The organism is Terracoccus luteus, assembly GCF_003635045.1.
Lineage (GTDB): Bacteria > Actinomycetota > Actinomycetes > Actinomycetales > Dermatophilaceae > Terracoccus > Terracoccus luteus.
This window is the reverse complement of the sequence record NZ_RBXT01000001.1, coordinates 649,144-662,873: the sequence shown is the minus strand read 5'-3', so window position 1 is coordinate 662,873 and position 13,730 is coordinate 649,144. Positions and strand designations below refer to the sequence as shown.

Genomic DNA, 13,730 nt, shown 5'->3' with positions numbered 1-13,730 from the left:
GGGTGGGTCGGGCCGGATGCCGTCAGGCGATCGACAGCTCGACGGGGATGTTGCCGCGGGTGGCGTCGGAGTAGGGGCAGACCGCGTGGGCCTGCTCGACGAGGTCGCGCCCGGTCGCCTCGTCGAAGCCGTCGGGCAGCTCGACCTCGAGGGCCACGGCGAGCGAGAAGCCCCCGGCCTCGGTCGGGTGCAGGCTGACGTCGGCGGTGACGGAGGCGTCGAAGCCGGAGACCTTGGCCCGGCGGGCCACGACGCCGAGGGCGCTCGCGAAGCACGCGGCGTAGCCGGCGGCGAAGAGCTGCTCGGGGTTGGTGCCGGCACCGGAGCCGCCGAGCTCGGTGGGGGCGGCGAGGGTGACGTCCAGGCGGCCGTCGGTGCTGACGGCGCGGCCCTCGCGCCCGGAGGCGGTGGCCGAGGCGGTGTACAGGGCGGCGGAGGGGGAGGTGGTGGCGCTCACGAAGGGCTCCTCGTGGTCGGTGGCGCGCTGGTCGCGTCGGTCGCTGGGGGCAACGCGGCACCGACCGGCATCCATGCCCGTCCGGCGCGTGATGCACCCCACGCCGCCACCCCGAGGCGCCCGCCCGGCTGCGCCACCCGGGCGCCTCAGGAGGGCAGCAGCACCGAGACGGCGTGGATGAGCACGCCGATGAGCCCGCCGACGAGCGTGCCGTTGATGCGGATGAACTGGAGGTCGCGGCCGACCTGCAGCTCGACGCGCTCGGCGGTCTCCTTGCCGTCCCAGCGGTCGACGGTCTGGCTGATCACCTGGGTCAGCTCGGTGCCGTACCGCTCGACGGCGAAGACGGCCATGTCGGTGATGCGGGCGTCGATGCGCCCCCGCAGCGCGTCGTCGGCGAGGAGCCGCTCGGCCAGCGCCACGACCTCGGCGAGCGCGCGCGAGCGCAGCGGACCGTCGACGTCCTCGAGGGCCGAGATGGCGACGCCGCGGGCCGAGACCCACAGCGACATCGCAGTGGCCGAGACCTGCGGGTGCGAGAGCAGCCGCTCCTTAAGGCGCTCGGCCTTCTCCTGCGTGGCCGGGTCGTGCTGGAGGTTGTGGGCGAGGTCGACGAGCAGCCCGTCGAGGGCCTGGCGCACCTCGTGGTCGGGATCGCGGCGGATGTCGGCGACCCACTTGAGGGCCTCGACGTGGATGCGTCGGGCGACGATGTCGTTGAGGGCGGCCGGCACCCACGTCGGGGCGCGGCGGATGATGAGCGACTCGAAGACGTCCTCGTGGTCGACCAGCCACGTGCGCATCTCGTCGAGGGCGAGGTCGACGAGGCCGACGTGGGCGTCGTCCTTGACGACCTGGTCGAGCAGGCCGCCGGCGAGCGAGCTGACCGGCTCGGACATGAGCCGGGGCAGCACCGCCTGCTCGATGACGGCGCGCACGTCGTCGTCGGGGATCCGGGCGAGGGCGTGGGCCCCGACCGTGGCCACCTCGTCGACGAGACGCTTGGCGTGGCCGGGCCCGAGGGCCCACTCGGCCGCGCGCCGGGTCGGCTCCGCGTCGGCGACGCGCTCGCGGATGATGTCCTCGCGCATGAAGTTCTCGCCGACGAACTCCTCGAGGCTGCGCCCGAGCATCTCCTTCTTCCGCGGGATGAGCGCGGTGTGCGGGATGGGCAGCCCGAGCGGATGCCGGAACAGCGCGGTCACGGCGAACCAGTCGGCGCAGGCGCCGACCATCGAGGCCTCCGCCCCGGCGTTGACGAAGCCGAGCACGCCGTCGTCGTGCCCGCGCGTCAGCACGTAGACGACCGCGGCCAGCACGAGCAGGCCTGTCGCGACGAGCCGCATCTGGCGCAGGTCGCGCCGCCGCCGGGCGTCGACCGCCGGGTCGACGGCGAAGGCGAGGGGTCCGCTCACCGGGGCACCTCCGTGGGTCGTCCGTGGTCGTTCCGGGTCGTTCAGGGGTGGTTCGCGTGGTCGTGCAGGTGGTCGTGCAGGTGGCCGTGCAGGCTGCGTGACGGGTCACGCCCGGTGGCACGGGTCCCGGCGGGCGACGCTCAGGCGGGGGCCACCTCGAGCGCGAACGTCAGGGCGTCGATCCTCGCACGGGTCTCGCCGTCGGTGGCGAGGCGCTCCCCCACCGCCGTCGCGACGGCCCCGACCGCCTCGGCGTCGAGGCCCGGGGCGAGCTGCAGCACGACGCGCAGCACACCGGCCCCGGCCGGCTCACCCGCCCCGAGGCGGTGGCCCCGCACGGCGGGCTGCTCGGCGGCGGCCGCCGCGACGGCCCGCTCGACGTGGGGGTCGACGTGGGCGGGCAGCCAGTCGCGCTGCTGGGCCAGGGCCCACAGCATGCTCGGACGCAGCACCGTCGCGTGGTCGGAGCCGACGTCGACGACGAGCACCGAGCACTCCTCGGTGATCGCCGACTGGGCGGCGGCGGACGCCGCGACCGGGACGGGACGGGCGCCGGCGTCCCACGTGGTGAGGGCCGCGAGGGAGGTGAAGACGGGCAGGGCCCGCGACCCGTCGGGGGCCGTGAGCGTCACCGCGGCCATGTCGCTGCGGGCGTCGACGGCGTGCGCCCCCTCGCCCTGCACCTCGGTGGCGACGGCCACGACCGGCACGAGCCAGCGCGCGCCGGCGACGGCCGCGACGAGGCGCTGCTCGTGGGCCGCGGCCTCCGCGCCGCTCGCGGTCGGTGGCTGCTCGAGCAGGGCGAGCAGGGCGGCGTCGGCCCCGCCCGTGTCACCGGCGAAGCCGTGCGACGGGATGGACTTGCCCGCCCACGCCTGCCCCGCCGAGTCGGCCGGGCGGCCCTCGGCGTCGGTGGTACTCACGCGACGACGCCGCCCGGGCGGCCGGCGGTGTCGAGGGCCTCGGTGATCGTGAACGCGCCGCGGTAGAGGGCCGACCCGACGATGGCCCCCTCGACGCCCTCCCCCACGAGGGTGCGCAGGGTGGCGATGTCCGCGAGCGTCGAGACGCCGCCGCTCGCGACGACGGGCCGGTCGGTGCGCTCGCAGACCTCGCGCAGCAGGTCGACGTTCGGGCCCTGCAGCATGCCGTCCTTGTTGACGTCGGTGACGACGTACCGGGCACAGCCCTCTCGGTCGAGCCGCTCGAGCGTCTCCCACAGGTCGCCGCCGTCACGGGTCCAGCCGCGGGCTGCGAGCGTCGTGCCGCGCACGTCGAGCCCGATGGCGACGCGGTCGCCGTGCTCGGCGATGACGGAGGCCGTCCACGCCGGGTCCTCGAGGGCGGCCGTGCCGATGTTCACCCGACGGCAGCCCGTCGCGAGCGCCGCGTCGAGGGTCTCGGTGTCGCGGATGCCGCCGGACAGCTCGACCTGCAGGTCGAGGCGGCCGACGACGGAGGCGATGAGCTCGCGGTTGCTCCCCCGGCCGAAGGCGGCGTCGAGGTCGACGAGGTGGATCCACTCGGCGCCGGCGTCCTGCCAGGCGAGGGCCGCCTCCCACGGGTCACCGAACCGGCCGCCCGAGCCGGCGACGCCCTGCACGAGCTGGACGGCCTGCCCCTCCGAGATGTCGACGGCGGGCAGCAGCTGCAGCCGGGGGGCCGTGCCGTCCGGTGCGGTCGCGGGCGGGTTGTGCTCGGTCACGGGGTCGCTCTCCTCGGTCGTGGGGCCGACCCCGAGTATGCCAAGCGAGCCGCGGCCCCGATCCGGCCGCCCGGCATCCGACGCGACCCGACCCACCGGCATCCGACGTGGCCCGACCGACCGGCACGACGGAGGCGCACGGGCCCCGGACGCCTCTAGGCTGTCACCGCCGGTGGCACGGCCCCGGCGACCCGGCGGGAGGAGCACCATGGGCACGGCTGCAAGGGCGACGGCGACGGCGGGGCAGGCCGCGGACCGGCACGACGTCATCAGGGTGCAGGGCGCGCGTGAGAACAACCTGCGCGACGTCACGGTCGAGCTGCCGAAGCGGCGCCTGACCGTCTTCACCGGGGTGTCGGGCTCGGGCAAGAGCTCGCTCGTCTTCGCGACCATCGCGGCGGAGTCGCAGCGCCTCATCAACGAGACCTACCCGGCGTTCCTGCAGGGCTTCATGCCGACGATGGCCCGGCCCGACGTCGACCACCTGGAGGGCCTGACGACGGCGATCGTCGTCGACCAGGAGCGCATGGGCGCCAACCCCCGCTCGACGGTGGGCACCGCCACCGACGCCAACGCGATGCTGCGGATCCTGTTCAGCCGCTTGGGAACCCCGCACATCGGCCCGCCGACGGCCTTCGCCTTCAACATCCCCACCCGGGTCGCGAGCGGGGTCATGCGCACCGACAAGGGCGGCCGCGAGGAGAAGTCGGTCGTCAAGGACGCCGTCTACCAGGGCGGCATGTGCTCGCGGTGCGAGGGCATGGGGGCGGTGAACGACATCGACCTCACCGCCATCTACGACGAGAGCCGCTCGCTCGCCGACGGGGCCCTGCTCGTGCCCGGCTACAGCATGGACGGCTGGTACGGGCGCATCTTCGCCGGCGCTGGTCTGCCCATGGACCGGCCCGTCGGGCGCTTCACCGCGAAGCAGCTCGACAAGCTGCTGCACGGCGCCCCGGAGAAGATCCGCGTCGACGGAGTCAACCTCACGTACGAGGGGGTGCTGACGAAGATCCAGAAGTCGATGCTGTCGAAGGACCTCGAGGCGATGCAGCCGCACGTACGCCGCTTCGTCGAGCGGGCGGTCACCTTCACGACGTGCCCCGACTGCGGGGGCACCCGCCTGTCGAAGGAGGCGCTGTCGTCGAAGGTCGGCGGCCGCAACATCGCCGAGCTGTGCTCCATGCAGATCACCGACCTCGGCGCGTGGCTGCGCGAGCTCGACGCGCCGTCGGTGGCGCCGCTGCTCGGCGGCCTGCAGCACCTGCTCGACTCGTTCACCGACATCGGCCTGGGCTACCTCTCGCTCGACCGCCCGTCGGGGACGCTGTCGGGCGGGGAGGCGCAGCGCACCAAGATGATCCGGCACCTCGGCTCGTCGCTCACCGACGTGACGTACGTCTTCGACGAGCCGACCATCGGCCTGCACCCCCACGACATCGAGCGGATGAACCGGCTGCTCGTGCAGCTGCGCGACAAGGGCAACACGGTGCTCGTCGTCGAGCACAAGCCGGAGACGATCGCCATCGCCGACCACGTCGTCGACCTCGGCCCGGGCGCCGGCACGGCGGGTGGGACCGTCTGCTTCGAGGGGGACGTCGCCGCCCTGCGCCGCAGCGACACCGTGACCGGTCGGCACCTCGACGACCGGGTCGAGTTCAAGCCGCAGGTGCGTGAGCGCACCGGGGTGCTCGAGGTGCGCGGGGCCGCGACGCACAACCTGCGCGACGTCGACGTCGACGTGCCGCTCGGCGTGCTGTGCGTCGTCACCGGCGTCGCGGGCTCGGGCAAGAGCTCGCTCGTGCACGGCTCCGTCGCGAAGCGGGACGGGGTGGTCGTCGTCGACCAGGGCGCCATCAAGGGCTCGCGTCGCAGCAACCCGGCCACGTACACCGGGCTGCTCGAGCCGGTGCGCAAGGCCTTCGCCAAGGCCAACGGGGTCAAGCCCGCCCTCTTCAGCAGCAACTCCGAGGGCGCCTGCCCGACGTGCAACGGTGCCGGGGTCGTCTTCACCGAGCTCGGCGTCATGGCGACCGTGGAGTCGGTCTGCGAGGAGTGCGAGGGCCGACGCTTCCAGGCCGCCGTGCTCGAGTACACGCTCGGCGGTCGCGACATCGCGCAGGTGCTGGCGCTGCCGGTGCAGGAGGCGCTCGCGTTCTTCTCCGAGGGTGAGGCGCGCGTGCCGGCGGCCACGGCGATCCTCGAGCGGCTCGTCGACGTCGGCCTCGGCTACCTCACCCTGGGCCAGCCGCTGACGACCCTCTCGGGCGGCGAGCGCCAGCGGCTCAAGCTCGCCACGCAGATGGCCGACAAGGGCGAGGTCTACGTGCTCGACGAGCCGACGACGGGGCTGCACCTCGCCGACGTCGCCAACCTGCTCGGCCTGCTCGACCGGCTCGTCGACTCGGGCCGCTCGGTCGTCGTCATCGAGCACCACCAGGCCGTCATGGCCCACGCCGACTGGGTCGTCGACCTCGGGCCGGGGGCCGGGCACGACGGCGGCCGCGTCGTCTTCGAGGGCACCCCGGCCCAGCTCGTCGCCGACCGGTCGACCCTGACCGGGCAGCACCTCGCCGAGTACGTCGGCGCCTGACCCGCGCCGCCGGACGCCGCGGCGCGGTCAGCGGGGCGGGTCGACCGGGGGCGAGGATGCCGGGGGCGTCGTCCCGCCGCCGGTGGCGCCGGGCATGCCCGCCGTCGGCGGCGCGGTGGGCTGTGTGCCGGCCGGCGCTCCTCCGTCGGGCGAGGTTGCAGCAGAGGCGATCTCGCCGCGGGCGCGCCACAGGAGGTAGCCGACACCGAGGGCGAGCACGAGCAGCAGCAGGCCGATGCGCACCGGCCACGAGAGGTCGAGCAGCGTCGTGACGAGCAGCGTCCCGAGGGCGCTGCCCAGGGTGGTCGACAGGGCGGGGGTGGTGCGCCGGGTCGTGCGGCGCGTCGTCGTCCGGGTCTTCGTGGCCGTCGTGCGCGCGGCCGTCCGCTTCGCGGTCGACGTCTTCGCGGACGACTTCGCGGGAGTCCTCCCGGCGGCCGGTGTCGTCTTCTTCGCCGGCGTCTTGCGGGTGGCCACGGTGCGCTCCTTCGGACGGGCGGTCGCGGTGACGGGCGTCACCGGGGGTCAGAGCGAGCGGACCCAGTTCTCGAGCAGCTGCGCCCCGGCGTCGCCGCTCTTCTCCGGGTGGAACTGGGTGGCGCTCAGGGGTCCATTCTCGACCGCGGCGACGAAGTCCGCACCGTGACGCGCCCACGTGACGACGGGCGCGACCCGCGCGAAGGGGCCGGTGGCCTCGAGGGTCCAGCGCTGCGCCGCGTAGGAGTGCACGAAGTAGAAGCGCTCACCCTCGACGCCGGCGAAGAGGCGCGAGCCCGACCCGGCCGCGACGGTCGACCAGCCCATGTGCGGCACGACGTCGGCCGGCAGCCGCTCGACCGTGCCGGGCCACTCGGCCATCCCGTCGAGCGGGGCGTCCGACGGCTCGGTCGAGCCCTCGAAGAGCACCTGCATGCCGACGCAGACCCCCAGCACCGGCCGACCCCCGCTGAGGCGGCGGCCGATGATGCGCGGTCCGCGGGCCTCGGCCAGCCCGGCCATGCAGGCGTGGAAGTTGCCGACGCCGGGCACGAAGAGGCCGTCGCACTCGAGGGCGGCGTGGGGGTCTCCGGTGAGCGTGACGGTGGCGCCCACCCGCTCGAGGGCGCGCACGGCGGAGCGGACGTTGCCGCTGCCGTAGTCGAGGACGACGACGTCACGGGCCATCGGCTACAACGCACCCTTCGCGCTCGGGATGCCGACGACGCGGGGGTCGCGGGCGACGGCCGCCCGCAGGGCCCGCGCCACCGCCTTGAACTGCGCCTCGACGATGTGGTGGGGGTCGCGCCCGGCGAGGACGCGCACGTGCAGGCACAGGCCGGCGTTGGTGGCGAACGACTCGAGCACGTGGCGGGTCATCGAGCCCGTGAAGTGGCCGCCGATGAGCACGTACTGCTGCCCCTCGGGCTCTCCCTCGTGCACGACGTACGGACGCCCGGCGACGTCGACGACGGCGGTGGCGAGGGCCTCGTCGAGCGGCACGGTCGCGTCACCGAAGCGGGAGATGCCGCTCTTGTCGCCGAGCGCCTCGCGCAGGGCCTGGCCCAGCACGATGGCGGTGTCCTCGACGGTGTGGTGCACGTCGATCTCGATGTCGCCGCTGGAGCGCACCCGCAGGTCGATGAGCGAGTGCTTGGCGAGCGAGCGCAGCATGTGGTCGTAGAACGGCACGCCGGTCTCGACGTCGGCCTCGCCGGTGCCGTCGAGGTCGAGCCACAGCTCGACCGACGACTCGCTCGTGGTGCGGGCGACGTGGGCCGTGCGGTGGGCCTCGTCACCGACCGAACCGGTCGGGTCTGCCTGTGCTGCAGTCGCTTTCGCAGGTGACATGCTCACGAGGTGGGACCTTCGCTCTCGGGGGCGGACTGGTTCGCGGCGGATGCGGACGTGGTCGGCGTCTCGCGTGGCCCGACGTGCGTCGGGGCGAGGCGGGTCATGGCGTCGAGGAACGCAGTCGTCTCGTCGGCCGTTCCGGCGGTGACGCGCAGGTGACCGGAGATGCCGACGTCGCGCACGAGAACGCCCTCGTCGAGCAGCGCCTGCCACGTGCCGGGGGCGTCGGGCAGGTTGCCGAAGAGCACGAAGTTCGAGTCGCTCGGGGTGGGCGTGGCGCCGAGCTCGGCCAGGCCAGACACGATGCGGTCGCGCTGCTCCTTGATGGACTCGACGGTCGCGAGCAGGGCGTCGGCGTGCTCGAGGGCGACGCGCGCGATCGTCTGTGTGGGTGTGCTGAGGTGGTAGGGCAGCCGCACGAGACGCAGGGCGTCGACGAGCTCGGGCGCCGCGACGAGGTACCCGAGGCGGCCGCCGGCGAAGGCGAAGGCCTTGCTCATCGTGCGCGTCACGACGAGACGGGGGTTGCCCTCGAGCAGGGTCAGCGCGCTCGGGGTGCCCGGCCGGGCGAACTCGGCGTAGGCCTCGTCGACCACCACGACGGCATCCGGCGCCGCGTCGAGGACGGCCTCGACCGTCTCGAACGGCAGCGCGGACCCCGTGGGGTTGTTCGGGGAGCAGAGGAACACGATGGCCGGGCGGTGCCGGCGCGCCTGCTCGGCGGCCGACTCGGCGGTGAGGTCGAACGTCTCCGCGTCGCGCTCGCCGTGCACCCACGTCGTGCCGAGGGTCTCGGTGATGATCGAGTGCATCGAGTAGCTGGGCGTGAAGCCGAGCGCGACCCGCCCGTGACCGCCGAACGCCTGCACGACGTGGGAGAGCACCTCGTTGCTCCCGTTGCCCGCCCACACCTGCTCGGGGGCCACGCGGACCCCTGACTGCCGGTGCAGGTAGTCGGTGAGCGCCGTTCGCAGCGCGGTGAACTCGCGGTCCGGGTAGCGGTTGAGATTCGCCACGTCGGCGGCGAGGGCATCCATGACGGCGCGTACCACGGCATCCGGAACGGGGTGGCTGTTCTCGTTCGTGTTGAGGCGTACCGGCACGTCGAGCTGGGGTGCGCCGTACGCGCTGCGGCCGCGCAGGTCGGGGCGCAGCAGCCGCTCGACCTCCTCGCCCGCGGTGCGCTCGCGTTCGGTGGTCGTCACCGCGGGACCTCGTCGCCGAACCGCGCGGTGACGGCCTCGCCGTGGCCGGGGAGGTCCTCCGACTGCGCGAGGGTGACGACGTGGGCGGCGATGCCGCGCAGCGCGGTCTCGTCGTACTCGACGACGTGGATGCCGCGCAGGAACGACTGCACCGACAGCCCGCTCGAGTGCGTGGCACAGCCCGCCGTCGGCAGCACGTGGTTGCTGCCCGCGGCGTAGTCGCCGAGGCTGACGGGCGAGTGCGGCCCGACGAAGATCGCCCCGGCGTTGCGCACGCGCGCGGCCACGGCGGCTGCGTCACGGGTCTGGATCTCGAGGTGCTCGGCGGCGTAGGCGTCGACGACCTGCAGGCCCGCAGCGACGTCGTCGACGAGCACGACGCGTGACTGGCGGCCGGCGAGGGCGGTCCGGACGCGCTCGGTGTGCTTCGTGGCGGGGACGCGGCGCTCGAGGGCGGCCTCGGTGGCGTCGGCGAGGGCCTCGCTGTCGGTGACGAGCACGGCGGCGGCCAGCGGGTCGTGCTCGGCCTGGCTGACGAGGTCGGCGGCGACGTGGTCGGCGTCGGCGGAGTCGTCGGCGAGCACCGCGATCTCGGTCGGCCCGGCCTCGGCGTCGATGCCGATGAGGCCCTTGAGCAGCCGCTTTGCCGCGACGACGTAGATGTTGCCCGGGCCCGTCACGAGCGAGACGGGGTCGCAGACGACGTCCTCGGTCGTGCCGTCGTCGGCGGTGACCTGCTCGTCGAAGCCGTAGGCGAACATCGCGACCGCCTGAGCACCGCCGACGGCGTACACCTCGTCGACGCCGAGCAGCGCGCACGTCGCGAGGATGGTCGGGTTCGGGTAGCCCGCGAACTCGCCCACGTTCTCGCGCTGCGGCGGGGACGCGACGGCGAGCGAGCCCACCTCGGCGAGCTGGGCGGGGACGACGTTCATGATGACGCTGCTCGGGTAGACGGCGATGCCGCCGGGCACGTAGAGGCCGACCCGGTCGACGGGCACCCAGCGCTCGGTGACGCTGCCGCCGGGGACGACCTGGGTGCGGGTGTCGGTGCGGCGCTGGTCGGCGTGCACGAGCCGCGCGCGACGGATCGACTCCTCGAGGGCGGCCCGCAGGTCGGGGTCGAGGGCGGCGAGCGCCGCGTCGAGCACGGCGGTGGGCACGCGCAGCCGCGGCGGGCGGACCCCGTCGAAGCGCTCCCCCAGCTCGTACAGCGCCTCGGCCCCGCGATGCGCGACGTCCTCGCAGATCGGCCGCACCTGCTCGAGGGCGGCCGTCACGTCGAACTCGGCGCGGGGCATGGCGCTGCGCAGGAAGCGCACGTCGAGCGTGCGGCCGCGCAGGTCGAGACGGGAGATCATGCCTCGATTCTAGGAGTTCGCTGCCGCCGCTCCCGTCGCGGGCTCAGGGGCGGGCTCGGGGCGGGCTCGGGGCGGGCTCAGGGGCGGGAGTCGCGGCAGCGGCAGCGGCGCGGTCGCGCCGGCGACCGAGCACCTCGACGAGCGCTCCGACCGTGACGGCGATGGTCATGCCGCACAGGACGCCGACGACGGGGTGCTCACTGAAGGTGACCCCGCCGACGTAGCCGGCCGTGCAGTGGAAGCTCGCCCACACGACGCTCGCGAGGACGTCGAAGGCGACGAAGCCGCGCAGGGGGTACCGGGTCGCGCCCATCGTCATCGTCACGGCGGTGCGACCGAACGGCACGAAGCGCGCCCCGACGAGCACGGCCGCCCCGCGGCGCTCGGTGGCGGTGCGGGCCCAGGTGTGCGCGCGGTCGGCGTGCGAGCCGGGGCGGGCACGGTCGAGCAGGCCGGCGCCGAGGGCCCGCGCGAGCCCGTAGGCGCCGAGGTCGCCGAGCACGGCGCCGAGCGCCCCCGCCGCCACGACGAGCACCGGCTCCGGGCCGGCCGTCGCCGCGTAGGTGCCGGCGAGCAGCAACGCGGTCTCGCTCGGCACGAGGGGGAAAAAGACGTCGAGCACGGCGAGCCCGACGAGGATGGCGTAGAGCCACGGGGAGAGCATGGCGGCCTGCAGCGCGTGCAGCATCGCCCCCGCGACGTCCCCGACCTCCCCCATGCCCCGATGCTAGGCGACCCACCCCAACCCCCCGGCCGACCGTCGAAAGGCCAGATGGAGGCCACCGAGAGGCCAGATCGGGGCCGGCAGTGGCGTCGATGCCGATGGTCGTGACCGACGGCGTGGTCCACAGCCGCGACAGGGCCGGCCCACCGTCCGGGAGGCCCCCGGTGGCCTCTCGACGGGCTCTATCTGGCCTCTCGACGGGCTCTATCTGGCCTCTCGACGGGGTCTATTTGGCCTCTCGACGGGGTGGGAGCGGTCAGGCGGGGGCGGGCGGGTCGGCATCCGGTCGGGGGTGGCCCGTCGTCTGGTCGATGAGGACGGCGGTCTCCCAGGCCCACTGGCGCCACGTGTCGTAGCGGCCCGACTGGCCGCCGTGGCCGCCGGCCATCTCGGTGCGGAACAGCAGCGGGCGGGCGTCGTCGACGCCCTCGAGCGCGTGCCGCAGCGCGGCCACCCACTTGGCCGGCTCCGTCGCGTAGACGCGGGTGTCGTTGAGGCTCGTCGTCACGAGCAGGCTCGGGTAGCGCTGCGGACGCACGTTCTCGTAGGGCGAGTACGACTTCATCAGGCGGTAGGCCTCGGGGTCCTCGAGCGGGTTGCCCCACTCCTCCCACTCGATGACCGTCAGCGGCATCGACGGGTCGAGGATCGTCGTGAGCGGGTCGACGAAGGGCACCGACGCGTGCACGAAGGCGAAGCGGTCGGGCGCCTCGTTGGCGACGACGCCCATGAGCAGCCCGCCGGCCGAGCCGCCCTCCGCGGCGAGGCGGTCGCGCGCGACGATGCCGCCGTCGACGAGGTGGTCGGCACAGGCGACGAAGTCGCCCCACGTGTGGGGCTTGTGCTCGAGCTTGCCGTCGTCGTACCACGAGCGGCCCATCTCGGAGCCGCCGCGCACGTGCGCGACGGCGAAGACCCAGCCACGGTCGAGCAGCGACAGCCGCAGCACCGAGAACCACGGGTCGCTGCTGATGCCGTACGCGCCGTAGCCGTGCAGCAGCCCGGGCGCGGTGCCGTCGGGCTCGACGTCGTCGCGGTGCACGACGGAGATCGGGATGCGGGTGCCGTCGGCCGCGGTCGCCCACTCGCGGCGCTGGCGGTAGCGCGCGAGGTCGTGACCGCCGCGGACGTGCTGCTGCTTGAGCAGCGTGAAGGTGCGCGAGCGCACGTCGTAGTCCTCGACGGTGCGGGGCGTCACGAGCGACTCGTGCACGACCTGGATGGTCGGGGTCGACGACTCGGGGTTGGCCCCGACGTGCACGGTGTGCACCGGCTCGCCGAACGAGACGTCGTGGGCCTCGCCGAGCCCGTTCGGGGCGTCGGCGTCGCGAAGCACGATGCGGATGCCGGTGCCACCCGCCCGACGGAGGGTGACCGCGATGAAGTCGTCGAATCCCTCCGCACCGGTGACGAACTCGTCGTCGCCGGTGAGGTCGAGCGGCTGCCACTCGTCGACGCTCGTGCACGTGACGGGGGCGAGGGCGAGCTCGAAGTTGACCCGCTGGGCGTTGTGCACGACGAGCAGCTGGTCGCCGAACGGCTCGACGTCGTACTCGACGCCCTGGCGGCGGGGGGCGACGACGCGGGGCTCGTCGAGCGGGGTCGAGGCGTCGACGAGCCGGTACTCGGACGTCGTCTTGCTGCCGATGGCGATGACGACCCAGCGGTCGTCGCGGCTCGTCCCGACGCCGACGAAGAAGCGCTCGTCGGGCTCGTCGTGCACGAGCACGTCCTGCTCCGACGGGGTCCCGAGCTCGTGGCGCCACACCTGGTGCGGGCGCCACGCGTCGTCGACGCGCGTGTAGAACAGGTGGCGACCGTCGAGCGAGAAGGCGAGCGAGCCGCCGGTGCGCCGGACCGCGTCGTCGAGCAGCTCGCCCGTGTCGATGCGGCGGACCCGGACGTCGTACCGCTCGTCGCCGGCGAGGTCGACGCTGTAGGCGAGCAGGTCACCCGCCGGGCTGACCTCGCTCGCGCCGACCCCGAAGAACTCCTGCCCCTGCGCCTCGGCGTTCTGGTCGAGCAGCACCTGCTCACCGGCCGGCGGCCGGCCCTCGGTGAGGGCAGGCCGATCAGGGTGGTCGGCCACGAGCACGCGGGCCTCCACGGCGTACTGCTCGCCCTCGACGGTGCGGGTGTAGTACCACCAGCGGTCGTGCCGCACCGGTACCGAGAGGTCGGTCTCCTCGATGCGGGAGCGGAACTCCTCGAAGACGTCGTCGGCGAGGCCCTGGAGCGGGGCGGTCTGCTGCGCCGCCCAGGCGTTCTCCAGGGCGAGGTGGTCGACGAACTCGACGGCGCCGCGGTCGGCCATCCACGCGTAGGGGTCCTCGACGGTGTCGCCGTGGTGGGTGCGTGCGACCGGCTTGCGCCGCGCGACGGGGGGCTGCTCCATGCTCGTCACTCTAGGCACGGCCGGCGTCGACGTCGTCGGTCGGGT

12 protein-coding genes are annotated in these 13,730 nt (G+C 74.1%); 1 reads left to right on the top strand and 11 read right to left on the bottom strand.

The window, feature by feature from the left end; all coding sequences use genetic code 11:
* Positions 1-22 precede the first annotated feature (22 nt).
* From DFJ68_RS03120 to priA, 4 genes are all read right to left on the bottom strand, one after another.
* Positions 23-457 carry an organic hydroperoxide resistance protein gene (locus DFJ68_RS03120; RefSeq protein WP_184510345.1) on the bottom strand — a complete coding sequence of 145 codons (435 nt, stop codon included), beginning with the start codon at positions 455-457 and terminating at the stop codon, positions 23-25.
* 146 nt (positions 458-603) lie between these two features.
* Positions 604-1,872, bottom strand: a complete 1,269-nt coding sequence (locus DFJ68_RS03115; protein WP_121030932.1) for a DUF445 domain-containing protein — start codon at positions 1,870-1,872, stop codon at positions 604-606.
* A gap of 140 nt (positions 1,873-2,012) precedes the next feature.
* Complete coding sequence (locus DFJ68_RS03110; protein WP_121030930.1) at positions 2,013-2,795, bottom strand: SseB family protein; 783 nt, start codon at positions 2,793-2,795, stop codon at positions 2,013-2,015.
* Positions 2,792-3,577: a bifunctional 1-(5-phosphoribosyl)-5-((5-phosphoribosylamino)methylideneamino)imidazole-4-carboxamide isomerase/phosphoribosylanthranilate isomerase PriA gene (priA, locus tag DFJ68_RS03105; protein ID WP_245963428.1), complete on the bottom strand. Its 786-nt coding sequence runs from the start codon at positions 3,575-3,577 to the stop codon at positions 2,792-2,794. The genes DFJ68_RS03110 and priA overlap by 4 nt, the downstream gene beginning before the upstream one ends.
* Positions 3,578-3,785: 208 nt before the next feature.
* Between priA and DFJ68_RS03100 the strand changes: the two genes are divergently transcribed.
* A complete protein-coding gene (locus DFJ68_RS03100) occupies positions 3,786-6,170 on the top strand; it encodes an ATP-binding cassette domain-containing protein (protein WP_121030926.1) in 2,385 nt (794 codons plus the stop codon).
* Positions 6,171-6,197: 27 nt separating this feature from the next.
* Here the strand turns inward: DFJ68_RS03100 and DFJ68_RS03095 are convergent, their stop codons facing one another.
* From DFJ68_RS03095 to DFJ68_RS03065, 7 genes are all read right to left on the bottom strand, one after another.
* Positions 6,198-6,647 (bottom strand): hypothetical protein, encoded by a 450-nt coding sequence (locus tag DFJ68_RS03095; RefSeq protein ID WP_147431503.1) that lies wholly within the window; start codon positions 6,645-6,647, stop codon positions 6,198-6,200.
* 48 nt (positions 6,648-6,695) lie between these two features.
* A complete protein-coding gene (gene hisH, locus DFJ68_RS03090; protein ID WP_121030922.1) occupies positions 6,696-7,334 on the bottom strand; it encodes an imidazole glycerol phosphate synthase subunit HisH in 639 nt (212 codons plus the stop codon).
* A gap of 3 nt (positions 7,335-7,337) precedes the next feature.
* On the bottom strand, positions 7,338-7,997 hold the full coding sequence (gene hisB, locus DFJ68_RS03085) for an imidazoleglycerol-phosphate dehydratase HisB (protein WP_121030920.1): 660 nt from the start codon (positions 7,995-7,997) through the stop codon (positions 7,338-7,340).
* 2 nt (positions 7,998-7,999) lie between these two features.
* Positions 8,000-9,205, bottom strand: a complete 1,206-nt coding sequence (locus DFJ68_RS03080) for a histidinol-phosphate transaminase (RefSeq protein WP_211333253.1) — start codon at positions 9,203-9,205, stop codon at positions 8,000-8,002.
* Positions 9,202-10,566, bottom strand: a complete 1,365-nt coding sequence (hisD, locus tag DFJ68_RS03075) for a histidinol dehydrogenase (RefSeq protein ID WP_121030918.1) — start codon at positions 10,564-10,566, stop codon at positions 9,202-9,204. Before hisD ends, DFJ68_RS03080 begins: the two co-directional genes overlap by 4 nt.
* 43 nt (positions 10,567-10,609) lie before the next feature.
* Positions 10,610-11,284, bottom strand: coding sequence for a DedA family protein (locus DFJ68_RS03070; RefSeq protein WP_121030916.1), 675 nt, complete (start codon positions 11,282-11,284; stop codon positions 10,610-10,612).
* 262 nt (positions 11,285-11,546) lie between these two features.
* On the bottom strand, positions 11,547-13,685 hold the full coding sequence (locus DFJ68_RS03065) for a S9 family peptidase (RefSeq protein ID WP_121030914.1): 2,139 nt from the start codon (positions 13,683-13,685) through the stop codon (positions 11,547-11,549).
* Positions 13,686-13,730: the final 45 nt, after the last annotated feature.

Excerpts from the sequence above, each read along its gene's own strand:
- DFJ68_RS03100 (WP_121030926.1), top strand. The coding sequence starts at position 3,786 with ATGGGCACGGCTGCAAGGGCGACGGCGACGGCGGGGCAGGCCGCGGAC.
- hisH (WP_121030922.1), bottom strand. The coding sequence starts at position 7,334 with ATGGCCCGTGACGTCGTCGTCCTCGACTACGGCAGCGGCAACGTCCGC.
- hisB (WP_121030920.1), bottom strand. The coding sequence starts at position 7,997 with ATGTCACCTGCGAAAGCGACTGCAGCACAGGCAGACCCGACCGGTTCG.
- hisD (WP_121030918.1), bottom strand. The coding sequence starts at position 10,566 with ATGATCTCCCGTCTCGACCTGCGCGGCCGCACGCTCGACGTGCGCTTC.
- DFJ68_RS03070 (WP_121030916.1), bottom strand. The coding sequence starts at position 11,284 with ATGGGGGAGGTCGGGGACGTCGCGGGGGCGATGCTGCACGCGCTGCAG.
- DFJ68_RS03065 (WP_121030914.1), bottom strand. The coding sequence starts at position 13,685 with ATGGAGCAGCCCCCCGTCGCGCGGCGCAAGCCGGTCGCACGCACCCAC.